Annotated in this window: 22 protein-coding genes and 2 tRNA genes; 12 read left to right on the plus strand and 12 right to left on the minus strand. The window is 44.7% G+C overall.

The annotated features are described in order from the left end of the window. Positions 1-4: 4 nt before the first annotated feature. From trpB to trpD, 3 genes are read right to left on the minus strand one after another with little or no spacing between them, the layout of a single operon-like run. Positions 5-1,186, minus strand: a complete 1,182-nt coding sequence (gene trpB, locus LX99_RS00720) for a tryptophan synthase subunit beta (RefSeq protein WP_109605502.1) — start codon at positions 1,184-1,186, stop codon at positions 5-7. 10 nt (positions 1,187-1,196) lie between these two features. Then, complete coding sequence (locus LX99_RS00725) at positions 1,197-1,814, minus strand: phosphoribosylanthranilate isomerase (protein WP_109605504.1); 618 nt, start codon at positions 1,812-1,814, stop codon at positions 1,197-1,199. Between the two features lie 3 nt (positions 1,815-1,817). Further along, positions 1,818-2,807 carry an anthranilate phosphoribosyltransferase gene (gene trpD, locus LX99_RS00730; RefSeq protein ID WP_109605506.1) on the minus strand — a complete coding sequence of 330 codons (990 nt, stop codon included), beginning with the start codon at positions 2,805-2,807 and terminating at the stop codon, positions 1,818-1,820. Positions 2,808-3,281: 474 nt separating this feature from the next. Here trpD and LX99_RS00735 point away from each other — a divergent pair, with 474 nt between their 5' ends. Further along, complete coding sequence (locus tag LX99_RS00735) at positions 3,282-4,226, plus strand: ion channel (protein ID WP_109605508.1); 945 nt, start codon at positions 3,282-3,284, stop codon at positions 4,224-4,226. An 88-nt stretch (positions 4,227-4,314) separates the two neighbouring features. On the opposite strand, the gene LX99_RS00740 is transcribed toward LX99_RS00735, so the two are convergent. Genes LX99_RS00740 through recR form a run of 3 tightly spaced genes read right to left on the minus strand, consistent with a single transcriptional unit; the run spans position 4,315 to position 6,580 of the window. Then, on the minus strand, positions 4,315-5,130 hold the full coding sequence (locus LX99_RS00740) for an SDR family oxidoreductase (protein ID WP_109605510.1): 816 nt from the start codon (positions 5,128-5,130) through the stop codon (positions 4,315-4,317). After that, the gene (locus tag LX99_RS00745) at positions 5,117-5,950 is read right to left on the minus strand and encodes a glycosyltransferase family 2 protein (RefSeq protein WP_022830516.1); all 834 of its coding nucleotides are present in this window, start codon (positions 5,948-5,950) and stop codon (positions 5,117-5,119) included. Before LX99_RS00745 ends, LX99_RS00740 begins: the two co-directional genes overlap by 14 nt. 3 nt (positions 5,951-5,953) lie before the next feature. Then, positions 5,954-6,580: a recombination mediator RecR gene (gene recR / locus LX99_RS00750; RefSeq protein ID WP_109605512.1), complete on the minus strand. Its 627-nt coding sequence runs from the start codon at positions 6,578-6,580 to the stop codon at positions 5,954-5,956. Positions 6,581-6,812: 232 nt separating this feature from the next. On the opposite strand from recR, the gene LX99_RS00755 reads away from it, so the two are divergent. From LX99_RS00755 to LX99_RS00775, 5 genes are all read left to right on the plus strand, one after another. Then, on the plus strand, positions 6,813-8,312 hold the full coding sequence (locus tag LX99_RS00755) for a sodium:solute symporter (protein ID WP_022830518.1): 1,500 nt from the start codon (positions 6,813-6,815) through the stop codon (positions 8,310-8,312). A gap of 153 nt (positions 8,313-8,465) precedes the next feature. After that, positions 8,466-9,173, plus strand: coding sequence for an LOG family protein (locus LX99_RS00760; protein ID WP_022830519.1), 708 nt, complete (start codon positions 8,466-8,468; stop codon positions 9,171-9,173). 176 nt (positions 9,174-9,349) lie between these two features. Continuing rightward, positions 9,350-10,612, plus strand: coding sequence for a TCR/Tet family MFS transporter (locus LX99_RS00765; protein ID WP_109605514.1), 1,263 nt, complete (start codon positions 9,350-9,352; stop codon positions 10,610-10,612). Positions 10,613-10,650: 38 nt separating this feature from the next. Continuing rightward, the gene (locus LX99_RS00770) at positions 10,651-11,169 is read left to right on the plus strand and encodes a 3'-5' exoribonuclease domain-containing protein (protein ID WP_109605516.1); all 519 of its coding nucleotides are present in this window, start codon (positions 10,651-10,653) and stop codon (positions 11,167-11,169) included. 49 nt (positions 11,170-11,218) lie between these two features. Continuing rightward, complete coding sequence (locus LX99_RS00775; RefSeq protein WP_109605518.1) at positions 11,219-12,517, plus strand: TCR/Tet family MFS transporter; 1,299 nt, start codon at positions 11,219-11,221, stop codon at positions 12,515-12,517. A gap of 10 nt (positions 12,518-12,527) precedes the next feature. Here LX99_RS00775 and LX99_RS00780 read toward each other — a convergent pair whose 3' ends face one another. Continuing rightward, positions 12,528-13,118 (minus strand): DUF502 domain-containing protein, encoded by a 591-nt coding sequence (locus LX99_RS00780; protein ID WP_109605521.1) that lies wholly within the window; start codon positions 13,116-13,118, stop codon positions 12,528-12,530. Positions 13,119-13,133: 15 nt separating this feature from the next. After that, positions 13,134-15,596, minus strand: a complete 2,463-nt coding sequence (locus LX99_RS00785) for a bifunctional UDP-N-acetylmuramoyl-tripeptide:D-alanyl-D-alanine ligase/alanine racemase (protein WP_109605523.1) — start codon at positions 15,594-15,596, stop codon at positions 13,134-13,136. A 60-nt stretch (positions 15,597-15,656) separates the two neighbouring features. Between LX99_RS00785 and LX99_RS00790 the strand changes: the two genes are divergently transcribed. The 6 genes from LX99_RS00790 (at position 15,657) to LX99_RS00815 (ending at position 19,040) form a co-directional block, all read left to right on the plus strand. Further along, entirely contained in the window at positions 15,657-16,139 is a 483-nt protein-coding gene (locus LX99_RS00790; protein ID WP_022831730.1) for a regulatory protein RecX, read from the plus strand. Positions 16,140-16,262: 123 nt separating this feature from the next. Next, positions 16,263-16,335: transfer RNA gene (locus LX99_RS00795), tRNA-Gly, on the plus strand. Between the two features lie 52 nt (positions 16,336-16,387). Beyond that, positions 16,388-16,472, plus strand: a tRNA-Leu gene (locus LX99_RS00800). Positions 16,473-16,722: 250 nt separating this feature from the next. Beyond that, positions 16,723-17,946 (plus strand): site-specific integrase, encoded by a 1,224-nt coding sequence (locus tag LX99_RS00805; RefSeq protein ID WP_109606918.1) that lies wholly within the window; start codon positions 16,723-16,725, stop codon positions 17,944-17,946. A gap of 180 nt (positions 17,947-18,126) precedes the next feature. After that, positions 18,127-18,375, plus strand: a complete 249-nt coding sequence (locus LX99_RS00810; protein ID WP_109605525.1) for a hypothetical protein — start codon at positions 18,127-18,129, stop codon at positions 18,373-18,375. A gap of 2 nt (positions 18,376-18,377) precedes the next feature. Next, positions 18,378-19,040, plus strand: a complete 663-nt coding sequence (locus LX99_RS00815; protein WP_109605527.1) for a zeta toxin family protein — start codon at positions 18,378-18,380, stop codon at positions 19,038-19,040. A 208-nt stretch (positions 19,041-19,248) separates the two neighbouring features. On the opposite strand, the gene LX99_RS00820 is transcribed toward LX99_RS00815, so the two are convergent. The 4 genes from LX99_RS00820 to LX99_RS00835 are packed head-to-tail and all read right to left on the minus strand — an operon-like array spanning position 19,249 to position 25,760. Next, positions 19,249-20,769, minus strand: a complete 1,521-nt coding sequence (locus LX99_RS00820) for a glycoside hydrolase family 32 protein (RefSeq protein WP_109605529.1) — start codon at positions 20,767-20,769, stop codon at positions 19,249-19,251. A gap of 34 nt (positions 20,770-20,803) precedes the next feature. Beyond that, entirely contained in the window at positions 20,804-22,765 is a 1,962-nt protein-coding gene (locus LX99_RS00825; RefSeq protein WP_109605531.1) for a glycoside hydrolase family 32 protein, read from the minus strand. Between the two features lie 21 nt (positions 22,766-22,786). Continuing rightward, positions 22,787-24,355 carry a glycoside hydrolase family 32 protein gene (locus LX99_RS00830; RefSeq protein WP_109605533.1) on the minus strand — a complete coding sequence of 523 codons (1,569 nt, stop codon included), beginning with the start codon at positions 24,353-24,355 and terminating at the stop codon, positions 22,787-22,789. 19 nt (positions 24,356-24,374) lie between these two features. After that, on the minus strand, positions 24,375-25,760 hold the full coding sequence (locus LX99_RS00835) for a DUF4960 domain-containing protein (RefSeq protein WP_109605535.1): 1,386 nt from the start codon (positions 25,758-25,760) through the stop codon (positions 24,375-24,377). Positions 25,761-25,766: the final 6 nt, after the last annotated feature.

The following is a 25,766-nucleotide window of genomic DNA, read 5'->3' on the forward strand; positions in this document are numbered from 1 at the left end:
GATATTAATAGCCAAAGTATTTAATGTATGTATCCAAATCCTTATCTCCCCTACCCGATATACAGATCACCACATTATCGTTAGGCTCGAAGGTCATTTTCTCTAATTGAGCTAAGGCATGCGCGGTTTCTATGGCCGGGATTATACCTTCCAGCTGGCTGCAAAGCAAACCGGCCTGTAAAGCTTCATCGTCGGTAATACTTACGTAACGCGCACGGCTTGTTTTAAACAAATGCGCGTGCTGCGGCCCTATGCCGGGATAATCCAGCCCCGCCGAAATGGAATACGGTTCAACCACCTGTCCGTCTTCCGTTTGCATCAATATCGTACGGCTGCCGTGCAATACGCCCTCTTTACCTAAAGCGGTAGTGGCTGCAGATTCGCCGCTGCTCACACCTTTTCCGGCAGCTTCAACAGCCACCAGTTTTACGCTTTCATCATCCATAAAATGATAAAACATACCCATGGCATTACTGCCGCCGCCTACACAGGCCAGTACATATTGCGGTAACTCGCTGCCGGTATTTTCCAGGAGTTGTTTTTTTGTTTCTTCGGAGATGATAGACTGGAAACGTGCCACCATATCAGGATAAGGATAAGGACCAACTACCGAACCGATGATGTAATGGGTATCAACTGGGTTACCGATCCAATCGCGCAGCGCCTCGTTAGTAGCATCCTTTAGTGTTTTACTGCCCGATGTTGCCGGTACCACTGTAGCACCCAGCATTTTCATGCGCGATACGTTGGGAGCCTGGCGGGCCATATCAATCTCGCCCATGTAAACCACGCATTCAATACCCATCAGCGCGCAAACCGTAGCCGTTGCCACACCATGCTGACCGGCACCTGTTTCGGCTATGATACGTTTTTTGCCGAGGCGTTTGGCCAGCAGGATTTGCCCTATGGCGTTGTTAATTTTGTGAGAGCCGGTATGGTTCAGGTCTTCGCGTTTAAAATAGATATTCGCGCCATATTTTTCCGAATACCTTTTGGCATGGTATAAAGGCGAGGGCCTGCCAACATAGTTTTTAAGCAGATCATCAAATTCGGCTTTAAAACCCTCATCGTTTATGATATTGAGGTATTGCTGCTTTAGTTCTTCTACATTAGGGTACAACATTTCGGGAATGTACGCGCCGCCGAAATCGCCGTAATAACCATGCTCATTAACTCCGTATTTCATCTCTTATCTTTTATTGTTTGATGATGGCAAATGCCTGCTCTAATTTTTCGATATTTTTTAAGCCCGGTTCTATCTCAAACCTGCTGTTCAGGTCCACTCCGTAAAACCGCGAATGTTTGATATTTTTTACCTCTTCAATATTATCAGGCCCAAGTCCGCCTGATAAAAAGAAAGGGACATCTAATTCATATTGATCTAAAATCCCCCAGTCAAATGTTTTGCCCGAGCCGCCGTATTCTTTGGTTTTAGTATCGAACAGAAAAAAGTCGACATTGTTGATGTAAGCTTTCAGTCGCGTAAAATCAAAATCTTCGTTGATGCCAAAGGCCTTAATCACTGTAGCTTCGTTTTTAAATGCCGCGCAAAATTCCGGGCTTTCATCGCCATGTAGCTGGATGGCGCCCAAATCATATTGCTTTACCAAACGCTCAATATTTGCGGCACTTTCGTTTACAAATACCCCCGTTTTGTTTATGTCAGAAGGCAAATCCTGTAAAACACAGGCATTCAAATCAGCCATATAACGCGGCGATTTTCCATAGAAAATAAAACCCATATAATGGGGCTGTAAAGCAGCAACCGCTTCAATATTTTCAGGATACTTTAAACCGCAAACCTTAATTTTCATGGCTTAATTTTGTATTAGCCTGTTAAAGCTTATCAACGCCTTTTTACTCAGCAAAGCCTCTTCGGCTTCGTAATAGCAATCGGCAAAAGTTTTTTCGGGGTTGATGGTTCGGATGGCCAGCGCGGCATTGGCCAACACCACATTGTTTTGTGCCGATGTACCATCACCTTTTAATACGTTACTAAATATCGCCGCCGATTCGCTTACGGTTTCGCCGCCGGCAATTTCCCGGGGATTGAGCTTTTCAAAACCAAGGTCCTCAACCGTATTGATCTTCTCGCCATCTGCCGAGAACGTTTTAAAATCGCAGGTAAGCGATACCTCGTCATAACCTTCAAGGGCATTTACAATGGTATAGTTAGCATCCGATTTTTGGTACAGGTAGGCATAAACACGGGCCAGTTCCAAATTAAATACACCCACCAGTTGATTTAATGGCTTAGCCGGGTTAACCAGCGGACCCAGCATATTAAAAAATGTTTTCACGCCCAGTTCTTTACGGATCGGCGCTACGGTTTTCATGGCCGGGTGAAACAACGGAGCATGCAAAAAGCAGATATTGGCCTCATCGGCATTGCGTTTCAGCTGATCGGTATCATTGGTAAACCGGTAGCCTAAATACTCCATCACGTTTGATGAGCCACAGCCCGATGATACGCCATAGTTACCATGTTTGGCCACTTTATAACCGGCACCTGCAACCACAAAGGATGCCAGGGTTGAGATATTAAAAGTATCCTTACCATCGCCGCCGGTACCGCAAAGATCAATGAGATCATTAGTACCCAGATCAATAGGCAAACAAAGCTCCAGCATTGCATCGCGGAAACCTTCCAGCTCATCAACGGTAATGCTGCGCATACAGTAGGCCGTCATGAAAGCTGCCATTTGCGAGTTGTTATACTGCCCCCGGGCAATATTCATCAAAATATTTTTCGACTGCTCCCTTGTAAAGGTTTTGTGTTCAAAAAGGTGATTAAGTATCTGTTTCATTTCTCGCCCCCCGGCCCCCTAAAGGGGGAGTTGGAATAGTTTTAATTTCATTTAAATAGCCCCCGCTAAGCACTCCCCCTTCAGGGGGCCGGGGGGAATAAAAAAAGGGCTGCCGTATGGCAACCCTCCTGAATATATCTTGTTAAAAAACAAACATGGAATTGCCTTACGATTACTCGTTAAGCCACCACCAATTGTTGTTTAATTTTATCATTTTCATTTGTTGGCACAAATATGGAAATTGTTTTTATAAAAACAAACAGATTTTACTTAGTTAGTGAATTAATGATTTATTGAATTAGTGATTTAATATCATTTAACGAATTAGTGCGTTAGCGAATCAGTGTTTCAATATGGAAAACAACCCCCAGATTACTTAAATTAGGTATTTTAGCTACTAATTTATTGTATTGGTTGTACCATCGGCGTTCAAATCAAAAAATTCACTAAATCACTAATTCAATAATTGCCCCCATGTCCATACGTAAAGAGAAAATAAATCCTGAAGATGACCTCGGTTTTGGTAACCAGCCGGTTATTAAAAGCCAGCCTGTTATTAATAAAGATGGCAGCATTAATGTAAAACGTACCGGGCTCCCGTTTTTTAATACGTCGAACAATTACCATTCGCTTATTACCATGAGCTGGCGCAAGTTCTGGTTCATCGTTTTCAGCGCTTATTTTATTGTTAACATCATTTTCGCGATTATTTATTTTTCACTTGGCGCGGATGTATTGGATGGCAAAAGTGGCAGTACAGATTTCGACAGATTTATGGATGCGTTCTTTTTTTCGGCGCAAACCATATCAACGGTAGGGTACGGACATATCAGTCCGAAAGGGATCGTCCCCAACACCATCGCCGCGCTCGAGTCCATGATGGGATTGCTGGCCTTTGCTTTGGCGACCGGTTTATTATACGGCCGTTTTTCGCGCCCGTCGGCTAAAATTATGTATAGCCGTAATGTATTGATCGCCCCCTATCGTGATGGCGGCAAAGGACTGATGTTCCGCCTGGCCAACCAGCGTAAAAACATCCTGATAGATTTGGAAATGGAAGTGGTGTTCAGTTATAATGATGAGGAGAACGGCAAAACAGTCCGCAAGTTTTTCCAGTTAGAATTGGAACGTAAGTTTGTAAGCATCCTTACCCTGAACTGGACCGTGGTTCATCCCCTGGATGAAAACAGCCCGATCAGGGATATTAACCCCGAAGAACTGGAACGCCGACAGGCCACCCTATCGGTAATATTGAAAACCTTTGATGATACCTTTTCGCAAACTGTCCACTCACGCACTTCGTACACCGCAGACGATTTTATATGGGATGCCAAATTCAAACCGGTTTTTGAACGGGATGAAACAGGAAGAGTAGTTCTGGATTTACGCAGGATAAGTGATTTTGAGGTTGTTGTCTGAATCAGAATTTACAGAATTTTAGAATTGACAGAATTTAACAGAACCCATTCTGAGCATTCTTAAATTCTGTAAATTCTGATTCAGACGATTAATGTAGTAGCGGATCCCGCTCTTTCGTAAAATGCTTATAAACCATTTTATCCAAAAACGCCGGTACAAATTTGCTTAGCGCTACCGTTAGTTTACCCTGACCGGTGAGCGTTAAAGTGCGCGAACGGTTTTCAATAGCATCAGCAATGTGTTTGGCTACCTCATCGCTGCTCATCATTTTTTGCTCTTCAAGCGTGCTCTCACCTTGTTGTTTGCCATCTTTATTGAGGGCGCTATTGCGGATGTTCGACGCCGTGAAGCCCGGACAAGCGGTTAATACATGTACGCCTGTTTTGAGGTTTTCGATCCTCAATGAATCTAAAAATCCGTTCATCGCAAATTTGGATGCCGAATAGCCTGAGCGGCCTGGCAAACCCTTATATCCTGCAATAGAGGAAACCCCCACTATACTGCCTTTGGTTTTAATAATTTCGGGCAGGGCGTATTTAATGCAGTTCACCATCCCCCAAAAGTTAACGTCCATTACCTGTTTTAGTACATCAACTTTGGTATCCTGGAAAAGGGCACGCATGGTAATGCCTGCGTTATTGATCAATACATTAACCTTGCCAAAGGTTACCAGGGTTTGTTTGATGAGTTGTTTGCAATCTTCCTCGTTGGTAACATCGCATTGGATGGCGAGAGCCTTTATTTTGTATTCCTGCTGTAGTTTTTCGGTAAGCTGGCAAAGGGTAACAAACTGGCGGGCTGCCAACACCACGTTAGCGCCGCGCCTGGCGCACTCATAAGCGAGCGATTTACCTATCCCGGACGATGCGCCGGTAATTATAACAACCTGATCATTTAACTTCATACGAAGGCGGAATTAACTGGGGGATGCCTTCAACCTTAATTTCGGGCACCTTGAATAAATATTTGGTGGCGAAGATAATCATCGCCCCATAATAATCCTTCACGTGTTTCCAGCTAAATTTAACCTTGTTCTGTATATCGAAGTTGATAATATATGTTTTACCGAAGTAGTAATTCCTGAAACCGGCCAGTTTAATGCGGTACGAATAATCGATATCGTATCCGTAGGTAGCGAAACGTTCATCCATCAGGCCCGCACCGTTTACCGCGCTGCGGCGCAACAACATGAAAGCGCCGTTGATTACATCCGTTTCGGCCGTTTGAAACTCATTTACCCAATCTTTACTTGGCGGGTTGTTGAGTCGTGATTTTGAAAAATAACGCGCCAGGCCGGTCAACCTGAAAAAAGCTTCCCACGGACGGTTAAAGCCGCGTTTAGACTCTTTTAAAAAACTACCTTCCGGTGTGATCATCCTCACGCCTAAACCACCTGCATCCGGGTGCTGATCCATAAACTCAAGGGCTTTCTCAATAGTCTTCTTGCCTGTAATTGTATCCGCATTGACCAGTAAAACATACTCTCCCTGAACCTGCCTCAGGGCCTGGTTGTATGCTTTGGCAATACCTTCGTTTTTATCGTTGGCAATGATGTTGATACCCTGAAACTCGCTGTTAAGCATGGCAACAGAATTATCCAATGAAGCATTATCAACCACGAAAACCTCGTGACTGATATCCTGCGCCGCTCTGATGGCTGCGTTTAGGCCAATCCGGAGCAGGTTACATGCGTTATGGCTAACAACAACTATTGATAATTTCATGCTTTACTTAGATAGTGAATTTTCGTACGGTACACGTGTAGCGATCGATCTGCCGAGCGTTATTTCGTCTACGTACTCTAATTCACCACCAAAAGCTATGCCACGTGCTATAGTTGTGATAGGAATATTAAAATTTTTTAACTTTTTATGAAGATAAAACAGCGTGGTATCGCCCTCCATGGTAGCACTGAGGGCAAAAACCACTTCGCGCACCTCTTTATCACCGGTTTGCTTCAGGCGCTCAACCAGGCTTTCCACTTGCAAATCTGACGGCCCAACGCCGTCCATCGGCGATATTAAGCCACCTAACACATGGTACACGCCGTTAAACTGGTTGGTATTTTCAATAGCCATTACATCGCGGGTATCCTCCACCACGCAAATCAAACCATGATCGCGCCGGTGCGATGAGCAGATCTCACAAACCTTCTGATCGGAAATATTATGGCAAACACCGCAAAACTGAATTTCGTTGCGCAGCTTGGTTACCGCCGTACTAAAACGCTCCACATCCTGCTTATCCTGGTTCAGTAAGTGCAGCACCAAACGCAGGGCGGTTTTTTGACCCACACCCGGTAATTTGGCAAACTCAGCTACAGCATTTTCCAGTAATTTGGACGAGAAATTCATTGTGCGAAGATAGGGTTTTAGTCGGGAAGTCCGAAAGTCAGGAAGTCCGGAAGTCGGAAAGTCGGGAAGATGAAAGGTTTAGTTGAAAGCGGGGAAAGTTGATTGGTAAATTTTGCTATGTATTTGTATTTTGCAAACAAATCTTTCGGACTTTCCCGACACTCGGACTTTCCGACTAAAAAAACTTTCGGACTTTCGGACTCACCGACTTCCGGACTAAAAACAAACGCCTATGTCGCCCGGAGTATTATTGTCATTCATTATCGGTTACTTTTTGGTATTGCTGATCATTTCCTGGCTTACCTCCAAAAAATCATCAGATAACGATACTTTTTTTGTAGCCAACCGAAACTCTAAATGGTACCTGGTTGCCTTCGGGATGATTGGCACGGCGCTGAGCGGCGTTACTTTTATCTCGGTACCGGGCAAGGTGGGTACCGACCAATTCGCTTACTTTCAGTTTGTACTGGGTAACGCGGCCGGGTTTGTAGTTATCGCTACGGTTTTACTACCGCTATATTACCGGCTTAAGCTAACATCAATCTACAGTTATATCGAAGGCGCCTTAGGTACCTGGAGTTATAAAACTGCCGCCGCTATATTTTTAGTAAGCCGGGTTATAGGTTCGGCATTCAGGCTTTACCTGGTGGTTATTGTATTGCAGAAGTTTATTTTTGACAGTTATCATGTGCCATTCGCGGTTACCGTGCTTATCTGTTTGGCGCTCATCTGGTCGTACACGTTTAAAGGTGGGTTAAAAACCATTATTATTACCGATAGCCTGCAAACGTTTTTCCTGGTGTTATCGGTTTTCCTGTCAATTTATTTCATTTGCCAAAGCCTCCACATGAATATTTTTGAGGCTGCCGAAACCATTAAAAACAGCAGTTATTCCAAAATATTTTTCCTGGACAATTTTGCCGCCAGCAAGCTGCATTTAGGCAAACAGTTTTTCGGCGCACTGTTCATTACCATCGGCATGACTGGTCTTGACCAGGATTTGATGCAGAAAAACCTCAGCCTGAAAAATATTAAGGAAGCTCAAAAAAACATGTTCAGCTTTGTAGGCGTGTTCGTGGTGATCAACATTTTCTTTTTAAGCGTTGGCGCATTGCTTTACATGTATGCCGCCAAAAATGGCATCAACGTAACCAAAACCGACTACCTGTACCCAACCATTGCCCTGCAATACCTCGGCGTTGTGCCGGCCATGGTATTTATGCTGGGCTTAACGGCGGCAACCTTCGCCACCACCGATTCGGCATTAACGGCGCTTACCACCTCTTTTTGCGTAGACTTTTTAGGCTTTAACAAACGGGCCGATGTAAATACCCCAAAAATGGTATCGGTACGGCATTGGGTGCACATCGCTTTTTCGGGGCTAATGTTCCTAACCATTGTAATATTTAATGTTATTAATGATGATGCGGTGGTTAGCGCCATATTCACGGTGGCATCCTACACTTACGGACCATTGTTAGGCTTGTATTCATTCGGTCTATTTGTAAGCGGCAGGCAGGCAAAAGATAAGCTGGTGCCTTTTATCTGTATCCTCTCCCCGGCTATATGCTATTTTTTAAATGCTGAATCGAAAAAATATTTAGGCGGGTATGTTTTTGGTAACGAACTTATCATTGTAAACGGATTAATTACATTTATTGGGTTGTTGGTTACTTCGGGTCCGAAAGTCGGCAAATCCGGAAGTCCGAAAGTATTAAAATCTGGTAGCTAAAATTTAAACAAACAAACGGCAATTAATTTTCTTTTACTTTGCGTTAATTAATAAAGGATAAAAAAACTTCCGGACTTTCGGACGTTCTGACTTCCGGACTGAAAACACCTTCCGGACATTCTGACCTCCCAACTTCCGGACTAAACAAAGGCTATGACCGGAGAAGATAAAATAAGACAAGCATTCGAGAACAAAGACTGGCAGGAAATTAAGGTTACCGATTCCTGGCAGATATTTAAAATAATGGCCGAATTTGTTGACGGCTTTGAAAAACTTGCTAAAATTGGCCCCTGCGTATCCATCTTCGGATCGGCACGTACCCATACCGATAACAAATACTACAAACTGGCCGAAGAAACCGCCCGCCTGCTAACCGAGCATGGCTACGGTGTAATATCGGGAGGCGGCCCGGGCATTATGGAGGCGGCCAACAAAGGCGCTTACGAAAACGGCGGTAAATCAGTTGGTTTAAATATCGAATTACCGTTCGAGCAATTCCACAACAAATACATTGATCGGGACAAGCTGATGGAGTTTGATTACTTCTTTATCCGCAAGGTCATGTTCATGAAGTACTCGCAGGGCTTTATTATCCTGCCGGGCGGCTTTGGCACTATGGATGAATCGTTCGAGGCGATCACCCTGATCCAGACCGGTAAAATTGCCCGTTTCCCGATCATATTTGTAGGTGTGGATTACTGGAAAGGACTTTTTGATTGGGTGGAAGAAAAAATGCTGAACGATCAGCATAACATTAACCCCGATGATTTAAACCTGTACCGCGTAGTTGATACGCCCGAAGAAGCAGTTGAGCATATTACCCGTTTCTATAATAAATACGTGCTTAAACCCAACTTTTAAGAAGTTACAATGTAAAACGCCGCTCATCACCAGACGGCGTTTTTTGCTAAGCAATGTTTTGCCGCGGGGATACCGAGGCATCGAATTGTAAAACCTTTTTCGGCTATGCGCCAGCCTAACTATTTAAAAAACAATTATTTTAACAATTATTAACCTCAAACCTATTATTTTGCAGAATGGATTCTGCCCAAAATAAACCTCAAAAAGCATTAGGCTTTATTTTTATCACTTTACTCATTGATGTTGTTGGCTTAGGTATTATAATACCGGTATTGCCCAAGTTAATTGAAAAACTGATCCACGCGGGTTTAAGCGAGGCATCACTATACGCGGGCTTTTTAACGCTGGCTTACTCGGTAATGCAATTTTTATTTTCGCCGGTGATAGGTAACCTGAGCGATAAATACGGGCGCAGGCCGGTGCTGTTATGCTCATTGTTGGGTTTTGGTATCGATTATCTTTTCCTGGCTTTCGCCCCATCTATCGGCTGGTTATTTCTGGGCAGGGCCATTGCGGGTATAACAGGCGCCAGTTTCACCACGGCATCAGCATATATCGCCGATGTAAGCACGCCTGAAAAGCGTGCGCAAAACTTCGGGATGATTGGTGTTGCCTTTGGTTTGGGTTTTATCATTGGTCCGGCTATTGGCGGTTTATTGGGTAAAATGGATGTGCAATACCCGTTTTTCGCAGCAGCGGGTCTGGCTTTTTTAAATGCCATTTACGGTTACTTTATCCTGCCCGAATCGTTGGATGATGCACACCGCCGCCCATTCGATATTAAACGCGCTAATCCGCTGGGTTCGTTACTTCAGCTTAAAAAATATCCGTCTGTAGTTGGCCTAGCGCTATCATTGTTTTTAGTGTACTTCGCCGGGCAGGCCGTACAAAACGTATGGACTTACTTTACCTTCGAGAAATTTAAATGGGGCGAAGATACCGTTGGTTACTCCCTTGCGTTTGTTGGTTTAATGTTTGCGGTGGTGCAGGGCGGCTTGATGCGCATCTTACTTCCGAAATTAGGGATGGAGCGTTGTATATGGGTTGGCTTGTTATTATACAGTACCGGCCTGATCCTGTTTGCTATGGCAACTCGTGGCTGGATGATGTTTGCCTTTATGGTTCCATATGCCCTTGGCGGTATTGCAGGGCCGGCCTTGCAGGGTATCATGACCAACCAGGTACCGGCTAATGAACAGGGCGAGCTACAGGGTGGGCTAACCAGCTTAATGAGCCTGAGCGCTATTTTCGGTCCCTGGGTAATGACTACTTTATTTTATTATTTCACTAATAACAAGCGGCCATTTTACCTGCCGGGCGCTCCGTTTATTTTAGGTGCGGTTTTGATGCTGATCAGCGCACTGCTGGCTATCCGTAACTTTAAAAATGTTAAAAAATCATCGTTAAAAAACATTGACGCTGCTACACCATTGCATTAAATTACTTTAGCTTACTTATAAAACTACACATTTATACGATGGCTTACATTATGGTGGATATAGAAAGTGATGGCCCTATTCCGGGCGACTATTCTATGATTTCGTTAGGTGCTGTGCTGGTAGAAGAAGGCCTCTGTCAAACTTTTTACGGGCAGTTAAAACCCATCTCTGATGATTACATTCCCGAAGCGTTGGCAGTATCCGGTCATACCCGCGAAGAAACACTCACATTCGACGATCCGGCAAAGGTTATGCACGATTTTGCCGATTGGCTAAAACGTGTTTGCCGAGACAAACCGCATTTCATCAGCGATAATAATGGCTTCGACTGGATGTTTGTATGCTGGTATTTCCATCATTTTACCGGCGAAAACCCGTTTGGCTTCAGTTCGCAAAACCTTGGCAGTTTATACAAAGGGCTGGTAAAGGATATGTTTCAAAACTTTAAACACCTTCGCCGCACCCAACATACCCACCACCCGGTTGACGATGCCAAAGGCAACGCTGAAGCCCTGCTTACCCTGAAAAAAGAACTGGGGTTGAAGATCAAACTGTAAAACACAGTCCGTAAAAACTTTTATCCCGCTTAAACCTTTATCATCATTAATGAGCTCCACACCTAAAAAGAAACACACCGCCGCCTTAGGGTTTATCTTCGTAACGCTTTTTATTGATGTGCTTGGCCTGGGCATCATTATCCCGGTAATGCCCAAACTGCTCGAAACCTTGGGGCATGTTGATGTGAGTACCGCCGCGCAATATAACGGTTACCTTACGTTCACCTACGCTTCCATGCAATTTTTATTCTCATCATTTTTGGGTAACCTGAGCGACAGGCACGGGCGCCGACCGGTTTTACTGGGCTCGTTGATCGGTTTCGGGATCGATTATATTTTTATGGCTTTTGCCCCAACCATCGGCTGGCTGTTTATCGGCCGCGCCATAGCAGGTTTTGCCGGGGCAAGTAATACCACCGCCACTGCTTACATTGCCGACATCAGCACCGGCAAAAACAGGGCGGCCAACTTTGGTTTGGTTGGCGCGGCATCGGGACTGGGTTTTATAATCGGCATAGGTACCGGCAGTTTTTTGGGCGAATTAAACGTTAAATTTCCATTTATGCTTGCCGCGGGCCTGGCCCTTATTAACGCTACATACGGTTATTTTGTACTGCCCGAATCATTAGACTTAAAAAACCGCAGGCGTTTTGAATGGAAAAAATCAAACCCCATCAGTTCCCTGCGTAATTTGGGCAGATACCCTTCCTTAACCGGCTTAATCGGCGCTTTCTCGTTGGTGTATATCGCCCAAAAATCAGTTGAATATGTGCTATCCTTTTACGTTACCGAAAAATTTGACTGGACACTGAAAAGCATAGGTTTTTTAGGTTTTTTTATTGGGATTGTACTCGTAGCTATACAAGGTGGCCTCATCAGGATTACCATCCCCAAATTCGGGCAGGAAAAAAACATCATTGCAGGTTTACTATTTTACACTATCGGCCTAACGCTCATTGCCTTTGCCAGCCAGGGCTGGATGATGTATGTTTTTATGGTGCCTTACTGTCTCGGCGGCATCTCCGGCCCATCCTTACAGGGGATGATTACGGGTACCGTATCCCCCAAAGAGCAGGGCGAATTACAAGGATCACTCACCAGCATCAGCAGCCTGGCGGTGATTATCGGTCCGTTGCTGATGAGTTCTGTTTTTCATTTGTTTACGCATCGTAACACCTCTGCTTACTTTCCGGGAGCGCCCTATATTTTAGGGGCAATATTGATGTTGATTGCTGTTTTTATGGCCATGAAAAGTATCAAGAAAAACAGGCTGAACCCCGGACCAACCCTACCTGAAAACGAGGGCCTTGAATACGAAAAAAAGTCTTCCCTACCGGGGGAGATTTAAAGGAGGCTGGCTAATCCAACCCGCTTACCCCGCCTGATATTACGAATTTCATCATATCCGCGGCGCTTTTGTCAATGGGTTTTACTTTGTCGGCAGCAATGATCACTACCTGCCCGGCAAATGAATAGGAATAAGGGAAATAAACGGCAACCTCGCCCGGCAGGCCTATTTTTTCCAGGTCTTTCTGAACCAAAAAACCTATTTTTTTTAAGCCGAATTCGTTCACTTCAACCAATACCGGCTCATTAAATTTCTTCTCTTCGCCAACAAACGCCTCAGTAAGATCTTTTATGGATGAATACAAAAAAGCGAAGATAGGCAGCCGCGCAAACCAGCGCCTGAACCAGGCTTTTATCGGCTCGGTAATTACATTGGTTACCAGCACGCCCATTACCATGATCACCACGATGACATTCAGGATGCCTAAACCGGGGATATAGATATGCCTGCCTGCCTTATCAACCCAAAGGTCGCTAAGGTTAAGCGCTTTATCTATCGAAGCTACGGCCCAGTACATCAGGAAAATGGCGGCTCCCACCGGCACAACCACCAGCATGCCCTTTACAAAATACCTGAATAATGCCCGCGCTACCCTGTTCATTTATAGTACTTGAATTTACTCGTAAAAGTACACCCTTTTTACCCTTTGCGAAATATTAGTTAATATTTCATAAGGGATGGTGCCTATCTGTTTAGCCAGTTCTTCAATACGGTGCTCGGCATCAAATATAATCACCTCGTCGCCCTCCTGCACATCGAGTCCGCTTACATCAAGCATGCACATATCCATGGTAATATTGCCTACCGTTGGCACAACGGTACCCCGCACCAGCATTTTGCCTACGCCTTTGCCAAAGGCGCGTAAGTAACCGTCGGCATAGCCGATGCGCACCGTGGCAATTTTACCGTCTTTTGCCAGGCTACCGCTGCGGCTGTAGCTGATGGTATCGCCGGCGCCAATCTTTTTTACCTGCGCTACGCTGGTTTTTAAGCTGGCAATGGGTTGTAAACCCGTTTCGGACGCGGACACCGACGAATCGATACCGTACAATCCGATCCCTAATCGCACCATATCATAATGCGCCTGCGGCCAGCGGCTGATGCCCGAGGTGTTGCAGATGTGCTTAATTACTTCATAGCCCAATGTAGCTTCAATCTGTTTAAAAGCTTTCTCAAAACGTTTGATTTGTTTTTTGGTAAACTCATCATGTTCCGGCGCTTCGCTCGCGGCCAGGTGCGAAAATACCGATTGCACCCTTAAGTACCGGTTGGTTTCCAGCATATCGCATAATGTTTCTATCTCATAACCTTCAAAACCAAGGCGGTGCATGCCAGTATCAATTTTAAGGTGAACAGGATAATTAACAATGTTTTTGCCTATGGCGTAGGTAACAAAATCATCCAGCAGGCCAAAGCTGTAAATAACGGGCTCCAGCTTGTTTTCGGTTAATTTATCAAATGCCGATGCTTCGGGGTTAAGCACTTTGATGGGCAGGGTAATACCGGCCTGCCGCAACGATACGCCTTCATCAATATAGGCTACCGCCAGGTAATCAACCTTGTTATACTGCAGCATATTGGCTACCTCAAACGTGCCGCTGCCATAACTGAAAGCCTTAACCATGGCCATCACTTTTACACCCGGCTTCAGCTTAGCGCGATAAAAGTTGAGGTTGTTCAGCAAGCTGTTCAGGTTAATCTCCATAATGGTTTCATGCGCCTTTTGGGCCAGAGCTCGGCTCACCAGCTCAAATTCAAAACTTCGGGAGCCTTTGATCAGGATGGTTTCATCTTTAAAAGCAAGCGATTTTAATTGCTGCAGCAGCGTGGCGGTATCTTTAAAAAAATACTGTTCGGCCACATCGAAATAGTGCTGGTGAGCTTGTAAAGCTTCGCCTACCCCAACAAATTTATCCACCTTTTTAGTGCCGACCAATTCGGCCACCTGTTTATACAAAACATCCTGCGGTAAACCGGATTGGTAAATATCCGACAGGATGAGCGTTTGTTTCTGGTGCTGATTTTGTTGCGATAAAAAATTTAACGCAATCTCGAGCGATTGCAGATCGGAGTTGTACGAATCATCAATAACCGAGCAATTGTTTACGCCGTTTTTCAATTCCAACCGCATGCTTACGGGGGTAAGGCGTTCAATGCGTTTATCGGTTTCGACAGCGCTGTACCCCATCGCCAGCATAACGGCCCAGCAGGTAATGGCGTTCTCTACCGAGGCCTGATCTGTAAAAGGAATGAGGCATTCAATTTCTTTACCCTGGTAACGCGCCCGCAGGTAGTAATTTTTGCTGATCACCGTTTCGCTGAAAACATACAGGTCGGCCTCGCGTAACTTGCGGCTCCAGGTAAAGGTTTCCAGGGCCGTGATCTCGTTTTTAAAATCGAGCAGCTGATCATAATTATGAATGAGCAGTTTGCTGCTTTTAAACAACTTTAACTTTTCGAGTAGCTTTTGTTTTGGCGATTCAAAGCCTTCGTCATGCGCAGGGCCCATGTGGGTAAGCACACCTATTTCGGGCTTGATCATAGCCTCCAGGCGGTCCATCTCGTTAACGGTAGAAATTCCGGCTTCGAAAATACCCAGTTCATTCCGCTCACTAATCTGCCATACCGAAAGCGGCACGCCTATCTGCGAATTATAGCTTTTCGGGTTCCGCACAATATTTTTATCGGCCGAAAGCAACTGGTACAGCCATTCCTTAACAATGGTTTTGCCATTACTGCCCGTAATGCCAATTACCTGCAAATTAAAACGATTGCGGTGGTAAGCAGCCAAAGCCTGCATAGCGGCCAGCGGATCAGGAACCAATAAGAAGTTGGCGCCGGGCAGGTTAAACTCAGGGCCATGCCCCACTACAAAATTACGCACACCGGCGGCATAAGCCTCGGCAACAAACTCGTGCCCGTTGCGCCTGCCCCTCAATGCGAAAAACAGGCCTTCGGCAGGGTTATTGATTCGGCGGCTATCGGTAAACAGTGCGCTGATGGTATAATCATGCACAATATTGCCGTCGGCCTTGATAATTTGCTTAATGGCTGCTATGGTATATGTAGTGTTGGGCATGCCGCTAATTTGGAGATATTTAAAACAAATAGCATAATTTTTAACGAATTTTGACTTTTGATGGAGCAACCCCGAGCAATAAAAATAAGCGACCCGAAAATTGCCCTTACTAAAGCAGAGCATTTTTGCGCCTACCAGGAACGTTCGCAACAGGAAGTGCGCGATAAGCTTTACGAGTGGGGATTATGGCCGGATGCCATTGAACAAATCATAACCCAACTGATTGAAGGCAACTTTTTAAACGAGGCCCGGTTTGCCAACGCCTACGCGCAGGGCAAATTTAAGCAGAAGGCATGGGGTAAGATCAAGATAAAACAAGGCCTTAAATTAAAACGCGTACCCGATGTACTGATCAAAAAAGCGCTGCTGGGTATTGACCTTGATGATTACTTAGCCACCCTAACCCGGCTGTTGCAAAAAAAGGCGGCCACCTTAACCGAAAAAAACGAAATGAAACGACGTTACAAACTACAACAATACGCCATGGGCCGCGGCTATGAATCCGGGCTTATTGCTGATGTTTTGAAAAACAGCGGGTTATAAACTATTTAAAAAAAATTGAAAATTTTTCTTGCAGGCTATTCAATTCTGCCTATATTTGCACTCCCGCAAACGAGATAGGCAAACGATTAACGAAAGCCAACTCAAAAAAGCGAGAATACCAATGCGAAAGTAGCTCAGTTGGTAGAGCACGACCTTGCCAAGGTCGGGGTCGCGAGTTCGAATCTCGTCTTTCGCTCAAAGCCCTTCCGGTAACAAAGAAGGGTTTTATTTTTAAAAGGTTAACACCTGCTCAGATGGTGGAACTGGTAGACACGCAGGACTTAAAATCCTGTTCCCGTAAACGGAGTGCGGGTTCGATTCCCGCTCTGAGTACAAAAGCAGAGTAAAATCGCTTCAAAAGCCCTTAAATCAAATGATTTAGGGGCTTTTTCTTTTAAAACCCCTCCAAAAGATTCATTCAACCTCATGTTTTAGTTGAACGATTCGTTGAACTCGCAAGAGCATTCAAAATCGTTCAACGAAAAGCTTACAAAGCTTTGTATATCAACATGTTTCAGAGATGAACATCTTGATAAAAAGGCCATCAAAATCGACATTTGTTTAACTTTTTTATTGAATGATTATGTTGGAAAAAAGCTTCGGGTTAATGTTCTTCATGCGCAAACCCAAAAACAGCCCAAATGGTATTTATCCTATCTACCTGAGAATTACAGTCGATGGTAAATCTAGCGAGCTATCTACTAAAAGAAAATGCCACACTTCTACCTGGAGTGCAAAGACCGGACGTTCAACCGGTAGCAAAGAAACGACCCGGGAATTAAACTCCTTTCTGGATACACTTACACAGCAAGTCTACCAGGCAAAGCGGCGACTGATGGAAGCTGATAAAGAACTTACAGCCGAGGCCATCAAGAAGAATATGACAGGTGCCGATGAAGACAAAAAGACAATCATTGAAGTATTCAATAAGCATAACCAACAATTGAAAGCACTTGAAGGGAAGGAATTTGCAAGCAATACCATCAAGCGATACGCCACAACACTGGAGCATACAAAAAGCTTCCTAAAATGGAAATATGGCGCAGAGGATCTTGACGTCAGAAAACTGAATCATGAAACGATAGCAGAATTTGACTTCTGGCTGAAGGGCGTTCAAAAATGCAACCATAACTCAACAATGAAATATCTGTCAAACTTTAAAAAGATTGTTTTAATTGCGGTTAAAAACAAATGGCTGTCATCTGATCCCTTCGCAAACTTTAAATTCACTAAAAAGCCTGTTCAGCGACACGCTTTAACCGAGCATGAGTTAAATGCCATTGCCACCAAAAATTTTAAAAACGAAAGATTACAAAGTGTAAGGGATATTTTCATTTTTAGTTGCTACACTGGTCTCTCTTATGCTGATGTCCAAAAATTACGGACAGATGAACTGCATATCGGCATCGATAAAAATCTATGGATTTTTACTAATCGGCAGAAAACCGGCGCTTCGACAAGAATGCCCCTCATGCCAGAGGCCCTAGCCATCGTTGAGAAATATAAAGCGCATCCAAGATGTGTTGTAAGCGGATTACTCCTGCCTATTTTAAGCAACCAAAAGATGAATTCTTATCTGAAGGAAATAGCTGATACTTGTGATATAGATAAACCACTTACATTCCATATCGCAAGGCACACATTTGCTACTACGGTTACATTGAGTCATGGAGTTCCCATAGAAACAGTTTCTAAAATACTGGGACATTCATCGATTAAACAGACACAACATTATGCTAAACTTACTGATAATAAAGTCAGCGACGATATTAATCAGTTGATCACCAAACGCCATCTAATAGGTTGATATTAAAACATCAAGCATTTACAATCACTAAAAACATAACTTAATGGAGAATTTGATGATGCCAAAGAATATAGACCACGAAAAGCAGCATAAGGTATATTATAAGCTTATGCTGCTTTAAAACATCTGATTTAGATAAATTATTTTAGTTAATTTTGTATGAGAACATTACAACAGATCATGCGCAGCACAGTAAAAGACATACGTTCCAAATCGATATTCGAATTGTCGGGTCAGGAACTGGCCGACAGGCTTCGTCCTACCGCTGATGTCGTAATGCGCGAAACATTCAATAGGAATGGCTATCTCACCTACTTCGATAAAGCGGTCTGTCCCAACACCGACTACATGGTGCATGAGTATCGCGATAGAAAAGAGCTGGTACGAATAGATGACCAAGGCACAGCACACCTGATCAAAATCCTTTAGTTATGACTTTGGATAACCCGCAACTACTGATCGTGGCGGGGCCGAACGGTGCAGGTAAATCTACTTTTTCAAAAGATTTATCCGCAGCCGGTGAATTTATCTTTGACGCAGATAAAGAGGCTGCAAAGATTGAAGCACTTTATCCCGGCCTCTCAGGCGAAAGCATATCTTACGTAGTTGAGCAATATTTCCAGGACTGCATAGCACAAGTATTAAAAAACAAAACGGATTTTACGGTTGAAACAAATTTAAGAGATACGGGGCTTCTGGATATCGTAAACCGGTTTAAGGAAAATAATTATGTTGCCAGCGTAATTTATATTGGTCTGGGCGACGTTAAGCAATCCATGGAACGCGTTACAGCGCGTGTCAAAGGAGGCGGTCATTTTGTAGACACAAGTAGCATCCGTTATAATTTTATCGAAGGGTTAAAGAACTTTGAATACTTGGCGGATCGTTTTGAAAACGTTGAATTCATCGATGCCAGTGGAAATTTATACGGGCTGAAATCATTACTAAGCGTACAGAACCGGCAAATAGTTTTTGTGAGTAATGACTTGCCTGAATGGGCTAAACCTACTATTTCGGCAATTGTAAAGGTATTCGGTCGTATTTTACCGGAGCAAGACAACGATAATGAACATCGTCGAGGTCCCAGACGTTAGAGAAACGATTGAATGTATATTTCTATTTCGAAATAAAATGAAGTGTCGATATCATTTATAGGTCTTTATTTTCCACTGGCACAATGAGAGCCTAAATGCGCCACATTGACCAAATTTTTTATTAAGAGTCTTTTACTTCATAATCCTTCGATCTACAGTTCGAATCTCTCCGGGATCACTTTCTCCGGTCGGGCTATGCACGTAAGTCTTACTTCAGAGAAGAACTTACTGCAGCATAACCTATCTTCCTTATAAGTAGCGGTTCTTTTGCACTGATATGAACCAGGTTCAGAGGCTCCCCGGGGAAGAATATATTTGTTATTACAGACAAACCGTCATCAGCAAAAACCTCAGCCGAAGCCACATCAATCAATATTTTTATCGACAAGCCGGTTCCGGTTGCGATACGGGGAGCTATTGTTTTACGGGCAAAGCTTTTCTCAAACTCTATATTGCCAGACCGCGTTCTGTCGGTATAATAGGTATTACTAACCTTATCGTAACCTACAATCACTTCATTGCCCTCAGCATTGGTTAAGTGCAGTGTTAAATCCTGTAAGTCAGCCATTTCAATATTCAACACATATTTCCCTCCCAACGGTTTTATCTGCGGGGACAGGTCAAACTCCTTATCCACGTTCACATTGTAAAGATTGTTAACCGAACCGGTGATCTTAGCGAGTTCATTGACAGGCGTTGATGTCAAAAAGGCCTGCCCCTTGATATCAGCCAACCTTAATTCACGCGGAATGGTATTAGCACTTCGCCAGTTTTGGGTGGGCACCACATTGGCATATTGCCAGTTACTCATCCATCCGATAAAAATTTTGCGCGAACCGGTATTTGAAAAGGTTACCCCTGCGTAATCATCAGCACCGTAATCGATCCAACGTGTAGATGTATTATCAGGTACAAATGTTTTACCATCAAAACTACCGGTAAAGTACTGCGTGGCAGAACCACCGCTTGGGCCACCGGGATTTATGCTCACCAAAAGCACCCATTTTTTCTGGCCGTTATAATTCAGGCTGAACAAGTCGGGGCATTCCCAAACGCCCGTGTGGGCACCAAGTGTTGCACCGAAATCACTTTCTTTAGTCCAACTTTTCAGGTCGGGCGATGAATAGAATGTGATGCGGTCCTTCGTGGCGAGTGTCATTATCCACTTCTGTCCAGCTTCAAACCATTGTACTTTCGGATCGCGAAAATCCCAGATACCGGGGTTGGGCAGCACCGGGTTCCCTTTGTACTTGGTCCAGGTTTTCCCTTCGTCCGTACTGTAGGCAATGCCCTGGTACTGATGCAAGCCTGTTTTGGCCTCTTCTATTTTTTGATTGTGATACGTAAAAATGGCTACCATTGCATTTCTGCCAAAACCTGCCGTATTCTCTTTATCAACAACTGCGCTTCCGGAAAAAATCGTACCCAGACTATCGGGATAAAGCGCTATCGGCTGCTCTGACCAATGAAGCAAATCGGTACTGGTGGCGTGCCCCCAATGCATTGGCCCCCAGGTAGTGCCACCCGGGTTATGCTGAAAAAACAAATGGTAGGTACCATTTAAATATACCATGCCGTTTGGATCGTTCATCCAGTGTGCTTTTGGGGAAAAATGGAACTGGGGACGGTGCTTTTCAGCCATGTAGGGCTGCGAGGCAGTTTTTGTTGCGGCGCAACCAAAGGTCAGTGCACCAATACACAGGATCATTAATATGTTAAATTTGTTCATAATTAGCGGATGTCTTTTCAAATGTTAAAGTAATTTATTGCTCCCAAATGGTTTTAAGTTCCCAGGCTTTCAGGGAGACATTGGTTGGCCCGCCATTTGAAAAAAGCAGGATACCGAGCTGTTCCTCCGACGGAAAAGTAGCCGCACTCAATATCATCTCGCCCTCGTTGGCAAAGACCTCGACAGATGCACGATCCACAAAGATATGCAAATGCAGCTTGCCATTTTTAAGGGCAACCGGTGCTGTTATCTTCCCGGCGAATAGCCTGGTAAACGCTGTGTCGGCAACAAAATCGGTGCAATTGGTCCTATCTAAAGTTAATATGGATGTAACCGGGTCATAAGAGAGCAGCAGTTTTCTGCCTTCACCTGTCAGCAAACTCATCCCAAAGTTGGCTTTGACCGAAGGCGTAAAAACAGCCGCTATTTCATAACTGTTTTTTGTGGGTTTAAAACTGTCCAGTTTTTGCGAGCCCGTAACGTTGACCGTCGCCCTGCGTTCAGGTCCCCGTAACTGAGCCAACTGCGGTACCGGCTGCTGAATTATTTGGTAACCGCTATTAGTCTGCCTTAATGTTAACAGCCTTGGTAAAGATTCAAAGCCTTTACCCCATGTAGTTGGTACTTTCCCGGCATACTGCCAATTGCCCATCCAACCCAGAGAAAATACCGAATCACCCATATTTTTGCCGGCATCATAATTGCGCCAGGTACGGGTGGCGTAATAATCCGGTCCATAATCCAGCCATTGTGCGTGTTCCAGCTGATGGTTCATCAGCTTATTGGAGAATATAATATGATCAACTGCTATGTACGCATTAGAAGTATCCGGATTGGAATCAATTATCTCCAGCCGAGCTCTTTTCCCGATGAGTTCACGTACATCCCAGCCATTCCATTTAAGCACCTTTGTATTGTCACCGGTTGCAGTACGATAAACTTTCTTTCCGATCACCAGGCTAATGCAGATGCTTTGCTGATGGTTGCCTCCTGCCAATAAGAAATTAATGGCGCTATGCTTAATAGTAAACGTTTGTGATATCATTTTACCGGTTGAGGAACTTTTTACTGCCGAACCCGCAAAACCATTACCCAAATAGTCAGAGACATCCAACTTCTTACTCACTCGAAAAGCCGCGCCATCGTATTTCCAGCGCTTTTCAACACCGGTTTCAAAATCATCGAAGACAATACCGTCAATACCCTTGCCGTTTTTAAGATAATCAACAGTCCTGGCGGCTGGTATGAATTGCCTGCCATCAAAATCACCAACAAAGTATTGTACTTTGTTCGGCCCCCGCCCGATGATCATAACCCATTTCTTCGTATTCCTGCCCTCAACAGGCAGTTGAAAAAGATCAGGGCACTCCCAGAAGGAATTTTTGGCACCAAGTCCGCTGAAGCTGCTGCAATAACTCCAGTTTTTCAGGTCGGGAGATTCATAAATACAAATCTGTTGTATATCCGGCCGGGTTACAACCATCTTCCATCGCTTATCGGGCTGGTAGAAAAAAACCTGTGGATCCCGGAAAAAAATCTTTTTGATATCCAGCACCGGATTATTTTGGTAATAATGGAAAGTTTTTCCGCTATCGTTGCTTATTGATAACACCTGTGTTTCCGGTAGTGTATCCCCTGGAAAGTGTCTTGTAAAAACAGCTACCATGCTTTTTTTACCAAACCCACTGGTGTTGCTGTTATCAACAGCGACTGATCCGCTGAAATAAGAGAACCTGCCATCGTCTCCTTTCATGGGCCTGGGCTGTTCCTGCCAGTGTACCAGGTCGGGTGATGTAGCATGCCCCCACCAAAACAAGTGGTATAGGCCGTTATTAAAAACGAGGCCATCGGGATCGCCTATCCAGCCTTTTGCCGGACTGAAATGATAAAGCGGGCGATATTTTTGCTTAATGACTTCAATCCGGCTCTGCTGGGCTTTTAAACACATAGGGGCAAATGCAATCAGTAACAATATATAACGTTCAATTTTTTGCATATATAGTTATCAGGCAACACGTTAATGTTTAAAGACTTTCAGGTTAGTGATATTGAAATTCAGCATATCTGCAGACAGGCTCCAGGGATTTCCGGCCATGCTGTAAACACGGTTACTAAGGGCAACCTGATCGTTCACATACAGAACAGCTACCGAGGCATCCATTACTAAACTGAAATTATACGCTTTCCCTGCTTCGAATGTAAACGGTACCCGCGTAACTTCCTTTCCATTATTATATGCTGCGATGCGATGGTTGGCAGGCTCCATTTTAATGACATAAGTACTGGAATTATCTGCCCTGGTGTTTAACCCTATAGATGCGGTACCCGTAACATTACTTAAATTAAAAGTTCCCCTTAGCATTACAGTACTATCCATGGCACCGAATTTATACAGGGCCGGTGCGGTGCTTCCGTTTAAAGAATAACTCCCCCCTGTTTGGGAAACTGTACCCGCATTCCCGCTGATCGCAGGTTCGCTTTGTTTTCCGAAATATCCATTCAAAGAGGCGGGACTTCTGACGCCCAGTTTATCGCTGCCTATGGCAAAAACTTCGTGTGCTATCATATTACCGGCATAGGTTAGTGTCCCCCCGTCATTTTCGGGGGTACGGCGGTGTGCCCAGCCGAAAGCATAATACTTAGCGCCATCTGTCGTTTCCCGGCCGGCATAGAACTGGTATCCGTCGAACATATCCTGCCCGTCAGCCGGTTTTAACCATGGGCCGGCGGTTGTGCTCGCAACACGATAATGCGTTCCCGGTGTGCTCGTCCAATCCTCTGCAAACAACATAAAGTATTTTCCATTTATCTTCAGTATCTGAGAACATTCCAGCATCAGATAATCCCCTTCTACGGTCAGGGGACCTTTTATCGTCCATTTGTTGGAAGCGAGGTCATCTGCTGTATATACGAGTACGACACCTTTTCCATTCTGCTGCGTGCTTACCAGCATCCAATATTGGCTAAATTCGTCGTTATAAAAAACGTAGGGGTCCCTGAAATCAGTACCGGAATATCCCGTGGATGCCCTCAACACATAATCGCTTTTCTTAGTCCACGTCTTCAGGTCCTTACTGGTGGCATACATGACAGCTTCGCGGGTGTTGGCGTTCGCAAACCCGGGGTTGTTGTTAGTCAACCAGTTGGCATTGCCGTTAAAACCTGTGTAATAGTAATAATAGGTATCCCCTACTTTGATCATTGATCCGGTACCGATCAGGTTGTCCTGGGTATTTGCGTTCCCGTAAGGAATCGCTTCACCGTCGTCGCTGAAATTCAGCAGGTCCTTGCTGCTAAATTTATGGATATCGTGCTGACCCGGGCTGCTCTGTTTAACCTGATCCGGCGCGTCATGGAGATAAAAAAGCTCAAACTGGCCGTTAACATAGTAGGGCATTACATCACCAACCCAGCCCTTTGTGCTCCCCGTTGCCGTATTGGATACGGCTTTCGGGTATATATTGAATTTAGCGTCTGCTGTTAGCTCCAGACTGGTTTTATTTACCGTGTCTTTTTTACAACCGCCAGCCATCAGCGCTACCGTTATGGCAGCCGCCAAAATATATCTGTTTAAAATCGAGTTCATGTTAAATTGATTTTAATGGCTATTGATGTAAATAATCGATAGCATTTTTTGTGATTTTCTTGATATTATTCAGGTAGATATTGGTTGTGCTTGCACCTCCAAGTGGTTCAGAATACCAGTCGTATGCACCAAAGGCCACTATCACCACGTTGGCTTTACCGGCGGCGTTTTGCCATTCAGCTATGCCTACCCGGCCATTCAGCGTATCGTCCCAGTTTTCTGATGCAAGGTTGATACCTCCGGTCTGCGATCTCCAACCAGCACCATCGCCGTAACCGCCCCATTCGTTCACATACCACCACGCGGTATGGTTAAGCCGGAAAGTTCCTTTTTGCAACAACCACATTTTACCGGGTTCGTAAGTTTCCACACCCTGAAAGATGGGGTGGCTTTCCCTGGTTTTGAAAGAAATCCCCCAGTTATTCCCGTTTTCAATAAACCCATTAGGCGGAAAATCCCCGAAAACGTTGTTGGGCCCGCGTCCTGCTGGAACCACGCCTAACGCCTCTACATAACGGGTAGCGTAAGTGGTCAGCAACAGGCCGCCGCCACCTGCCCGGTAGGCTTTTAGGGCTGTAACGACAGGCGTTGTCAGTGACGCGGCGGGCAGATCCTGCGCTGAATCGAAATGCCACCAGATCACTTTATAATTGGATAGCTTACGGCCTCCTTCGATACTGGCGAATGAAACATAATCAGCAGTTGGATAGGTGGTAAAGAACCAATCGGCGGCCGCTTTTTCGTCGGGGTTGCTTATTGCCGCCCTTGTTGCAGCCAGTCCTAAAAACGCGTACTCACTGATAGAATTGCTGATTACATTTACATTGTACACCGCACTGGTTCCGCCTACAGATACCGTATAAGCAACGGGCCTGGAGAAATCCTGTGCAACACCCGACGCAGGTGATACGGTTGTGCCCGAAGGTAATACCAAGGTAGGTATCAGACTGCTGAGGTCGGTTCCATCCGGCAGAATCAGGGAGATATTTTTACTTTCCTGGTCGATCGTACCGTTTATGCCTTTAATGGTGAACGACGTTAGCGGCGGTATGATCTTCACCACAACGGTGTAGTCATGATAGAGATTGCCGCCGGTCACCCGGTACGTTACGTTGCCAGTAAAGTTAAGCGCCTTCCCTTTCGTAGGAGAAATGGTTGCATCAGTGCCTATTTCTATCACCGGTGTAAGGGATGTAAGATCCGTCCCGAACGGTAAACTAACGGTGATCTGACCTGTGCTGTTGTCCACAACGCCCTTCACATTGTTTATAGCAAAGGATTTTACCTGCACATCGGCAGACGTATTGAATGCAGATTTCTTATCTTTTGTGCAACCTGCCAGGCAAAATGCCGCAAGCCCTATCAGCAAAAAAAAAGCTCTATATGAATTAAAAAACCTGGTCATAATTTT

The sequence above is a fragment of the Mucilaginibacter oryzae genome, from assembly GCF_003148845.1.
Classification (GTDB): Bacteria; Bacteroidota; Bacteroidia; order Sphingobacteriales; family Sphingobacteriaceae; genus Mucilaginibacter; species Mucilaginibacter oryzae.

Coding starts and splice junctions, on each gene's coding strand:
- LX99_RS00830 (WP_109605533.1), bottom strand. CDS start 24,355: ATGAACTCGATTTTAAACAGATATATTTTGGCGGCTGCCATAACGGTA.
- LX99_RS00780 (WP_109605521.1), bottom strand. CDS start 13,118: ATGAACAGGGTAGCGCGGGCATTATTCAGGTATTTTGTAAAGGGCATG.
- LX99_RS00815 (WP_109605527.1), top strand. CDS start 18,378: ATGACTTTGGATAACCCGCAACTACTGATCGTGGCGGGGCCGAACGGT.
- LX99_RS00835 (WP_109605535.1), bottom strand. CDS start 25,760: ATGACCAGGTTTTTTAATTCATATAGAGCTTTTTTTTTGCTGATAGGG.
- trpB (WP_109605502.1), bottom strand. CDS start 1,186: ATGAAATACGGAGTTAATGAGCATGGTTATTACGGCGATTTCGGCGGC.
- LX99_RS00735 (WP_109605508.1), top strand. CDS start 3,282: ATGTCCATACGTAAAGAGAAAATAAATCCTGAAGATGACCTCGGTTTT.
- LX99_RS00765 (WP_109605514.1), top strand. CDS start 9,350: ATGGATTCTGCCCAAAATAAACCTCAAAAAGCATTAGGCTTTATTTTT.
- recR (WP_109605512.1), bottom strand. CDS start 6,580: ATGAATTTCTCGTCCAAATTACTGGAAAATGCTGTAGCTGAGTTTGCC.
- LX99_RS00825 (WP_109605531.1), bottom strand. CDS start 22,765: ATGCAAAAAATTGAACGTTATATATTGTTACTGATTGCATTTGCCCCT.
- LX99_RS00745 (WP_022830516.1), bottom strand. CDS start 5,950: ATGAAATTATCAATAGTTGTTGTTAGCCATAACGCATGTAACCTGCTC.
- LX99_RS00790 (WP_022831730.1), top strand. CDS start 15,657: ATGGAGCAACCCCGAGCAATAAAAATAAGCGACCCGAAAATTGCCCTT.
- LX99_RS00810 (WP_109605525.1), top strand. CDS start 18,127: ATGCGCAGCACAGTAAAAGACATACGTTCCAAATCGATATTCGAATTG.
- trpD (WP_109605506.1), bottom strand. CDS start 2,807: ATGAAACAGATACTTAATCACCTTTTTGAACACAAAACCTTTACAAGG.
- LX99_RS00770 (WP_109605516.1), top strand. CDS start 10,651: ATGGCTTACATTATGGTGGATATAGAAAGTGATGGCCCTATTCCGGGC.
- LX99_RS00785 (WP_109605523.1), bottom strand. CDS start 15,596: ATGCCCAACACTACATATACCATAGCAGCCATTAAGCAAATTATCAAG.
- LX99_RS00740 (WP_109605510.1), bottom strand. CDS start 5,130: ATGAAGTTAAATGATCAGGTTGTTATAATTACCGGCGCATCGTCCGGG.
- LX99_RS00760 (WP_022830519.1), top strand. CDS start 8,466: ATGACCGGAGAAGATAAAATAAGACAAGCATTCGAGAACAAAGACTGG.
- LX99_RS00805 (WP_109606918.1), top strand. CDS start 16,723: ATGTTGGAAAAAAGCTTCGGGTTAATGTTCTTCATGCGCAAACCCAAA.
- LX99_RS00755 (WP_022830518.1), top strand. CDS start 6,813: ATGTCGCCCGGAGTATTATTGTCATTCATTATCGGTTACTTTTTGGTA.
- LX99_RS00725 (WP_109605504.1), bottom strand. CDS start 1,814: ATGAAAATTAAGGTTTGCGGTTTAAAGTATCCTGAAAATATTGAAGCG.
- LX99_RS00775 (WP_109605518.1), top strand. CDS start 11,219: ATGAGCTCCACACCTAAAAAGAAACACACCGCCGCCTTAGGGTTTATC.
- LX99_RS00820 (WP_109605529.1), bottom strand. CDS start 20,769: ATGAACAAATTTAACATATTAATGATCCTGTGTATTGGTGCACTGACC.